The organism is Dyella sp. (assembly GCF_035508675.1).
In the GTDB taxonomy this organism is placed as follows: Bacteria; Pseudomonadota; Gammaproteobacteria; order Xanthomonadales; family Rhodanobacteraceae; genus Dyella_B.
In genome coordinates this window covers 1-2,968 of the sequence record NZ_DATJMN010000051.1, presented here as the reverse complement: position 1 = coordinate 2,968, position 2,968 = coordinate 1, and the positions used below count along the sequence as shown (strand labels likewise).

Here is a 2,968-nt window from a genome sequence, read left to right as displayed (position 1 = left end):
TGCCGCCGATAACCTCCGGGCGCATCTATATTTCGGAAGGCAGCCCGCTGTACATGTCGATCGTGGCAGGTGCCAACGGCAACAATGGCTACGCCGGTCCGAATCCGCAAAACAATACCGATCCGAACATCAACGTTCACTACGATTGGTATGAGTTCAACTACGCGGCCAACGGTGGGATCTTCATCAACACCACCCAGGTGAATCAGTTCGGCTTGCCGCTGTTGCTGGATGTGTGGGGTGCCAACGAGACCTATCACATGCAGGTCGGCATCAACGAGTCGATCGCCAACCTGGACCAGGAGTACGCCAGCCAGACGCCGGCAGCCTTCCACACGCCTGCGCCCAGCAACCTGCGCATCCTGTCGCCGGCGGAAACCACCTTCAATGCTGGTGGCGCCAACGGCCATTACTTCGACAGTTACATCGCCGGTGCGTGGTCGCAGTACAGCAGCTCGCCGGTAACTCTCACCGTCAACGGCCGGCAGTTCAGCGGCAAAGCCTCCGGCTCGACCTTGACCTTTACCGAGGTCAATCCGGCGGCGGCCAACGTAGGCGAAACCTTTGTCGTGCAGCAACCGTCCACGCAGGACATCCTGCTGTGCGCCGGCACGATGGCCTCCGGCGTGGCGGGAAGTTCGGCGCAGCAGCAGGATGAAAACGCCATCCAGCTGCAGTTGGAGAACCAGATCTGCGCAGCGACCAATCGCGGCGTGCTGCTGAATACGGCGAACTGGGCGAATGCCCCAGCCTATTACCCGTCCTCGTCGCCAGCCAACTTCTATTCCTGGTTCTGGCACCAGCACTCGGTGGGCGGTTTGGCCTACGGCTTCTCGTACGACGACAACAACAACCAGAGCACGACCATTACCACGCAGCAGCCGGAACATATGGCGTTTGGGATTGGCTGGTAACGCCCGCGCCGCCTTTTTCGCAACGGAGAGGGCGGGCAGCGGCGGGTGGTAGGTTGGCGGTGAGCCCCGGACTTGCTCCGGGGCGAACCCCTACCTTACGGGTTCATGGCAGCGTGGGGTTCGCCTACGCTGACTGCCAACCGGCACACGTCCGATAGCGTGGTACAGCGGTACGAATCCGCCGGACAGGACGACCGGACGGCCGGGCAGCTGGATTCTGCAGCCTTTCCCGCTGCCGGAGCCCAAGCCCATGAAGTCCGCCCGATACGTATTGCTGAGTCTGCTGGTGCTGATGTTCGCCGGCGGCGTTGTCACCGGGCTCAACCGCGACGCGATGTACGTTGGCGCAGCCTCGGTCAGCCAGTCGCTGTGTGCCGCTGCCTTCGTGTCGCACGTCGATCCAGACCGGGTCTACGCCGAAGAGCAGCGGCCGCTGCTGCGCGGTATCAACTGGGCAGTGCGTTACGCGGTTGACCGTTCGCAGCGTGAAGTACGCAGCAGCCTGCTGGCCGTGTTCCGTGCCCGCTCGGTCTACCGCGAAGGCCTGGGCTGCACGCTCGTGCTGGGCGATGACCCGCTCCCCGCGGCGGCTCTCAGCGAGCAGGCCGAGCCCGATCGTTTCGGCGCACGCATCGTCACCCCAACCGATCCGGCCTTGCGCGCCGCGCTTGACCAGGCCTTCGCCGAGCCGGACCCGTCGCACCTGCGCCGGACCAAGGCCGTGGTGGTGCTGCATGACGGCCGACTGATCGCGGAGCGTTACGCCAACGGTTACGGTCCGGAAACGCCGATCTGGGTGCATTCGGTGACCAAATCGGTGACGCAGGCGCTGATCGGCGTGCTTGTGCGCCAGGGCCGCTTGCGCCTGGATCAGCCTGCACCGATCGCCGCCTGGGCGTCGCCGGCCGATCCGCATCACGCCATTACGGTCGATCAATTGCTGCGCATGGACAGCGGATTGCCCTTCGACGAAACCAACGGCGCGGTCAACCTGGCCACCCACATGTGGTTTCGCGAGGCCGATACGGCCGGCTTTGCCGCGCGCACGCCGCTGGCGCATGCGCCGGGTACCGTTTGGGCTTACGGCAATCTCAGCTATGCGCTGCTATCGAAGCTGATCGGCAATGCCACCGGCGGCACGGCCGTCGGCGCCGAAACGTTCGCGCGCGATGCCTTGTTTGCGCCGCTGGGCATGCATCATTCGGTGATCGAAGTCGATCAGAGCGGCAGCTTGCTCGGCTCCGGTTTCATGTACGCGTCTGCACGCGATCTTGCACGCTTCGGCCAGCTTTACCTGGATGACGGCATGGTGGACGGCAAGCGCATCCTGCCGCAGGGATGGGCGGATTATTCGCGCTCGCAGACCTTGCACACAGGTTATGGCGCGGGCTTCTGGACCAATCTGGTGAACACCGGCAGCGTGCCGGTGTGGGATGCGCCGTGGGGCATGCCGCAGTTGCCCAAAGACATGTATTACGCACGCGGTGCGTTCGGCCAGTACGTCATCATCGTGCCTTCCGAACACTTGGTGGTGGTGCGTCTTGGGCTGAGCGTGCAGGGCGGTGGCGCCGGCATGGGCGATGCAACTGCGGCGATCATCGCCGCGCTCCATCACGCGCCAGCAGCTGGGCGTGCCGTCAGGTGACAGGCGCGGCGGCGGTGTGCTGCCGGCGATAGTTGCTGGGGGTATCGCCGACCTCTCGCTTGAATGCGGCGTTGAAAGTGGATTTGGAGGTGAAGCCGCAGGCATACGCCAGATCGAGGATGGTGCGCGATTCGGCGGGATCCGCCAAGCGTGCTCGTACTGCCTCGACGCGCAGACGGTTGACGTAGTCGCAGAAGCTGCCGCCCAGTCGCCGGTTGATCACGGCAGAAACGAGATATTCCGGATAGCCGCTGCGCTTGGCGACCTGGCCGATGGTCAGCGCCGGTTCGAGATAGAGCGGGGCATCGCCGTTCATCAGTTGCGCCAGGCGCGCTTCGACCTCCGCGAAGCGTGCCGTGTCCATGCTGTTGGCGGTCTGTTCCTGCCGGTCCTGCGAAGCGGAAATCGT

At 64.2% G+C, this 2,968-nt stretch carries 3 protein-coding genes; 2 read left to right on the top strand and 1 reads right to left on the bottom strand.

Annotation, left to right across the window (positions count from 1 at the left end):
• Together VMA74_RS03000 and VMA74_RS02995 are read left to right on the top strand one after the other, a co-directional pair.
• On the top strand, window positions 1-914 hold a 914-nt coding region (locus VMA74_RS03000; protein ID WP_325364665.1), incomplete at its 5' end, for a beta-1,3-glucanase family protein.
• Between the two features lie 250 nt (window positions 915-1,164).
• Window positions 1,165-2,559 (top strand): serine hydrolase, encoded by a 1,395-nt coding sequence (locus VMA74_RS02995; protein WP_325364664.1) that lies wholly within the window; start codon window positions 1,165-1,167, stop codon window positions 2,557-2,559.
• Here VMA74_RS02995 and VMA74_RS02990 read toward each other — a convergent pair.
• Window positions 2,552-2,968 (bottom strand): AraC family transcriptional regulator (locus tag VMA74_RS02990; protein ID WP_325364662.1); only part of this gene is annotated, 417 nt, incomplete at its 5' end. The two genes, VMA74_RS02995 and VMA74_RS02990, sit on opposite strands and share 8 nt — an antisense overlap.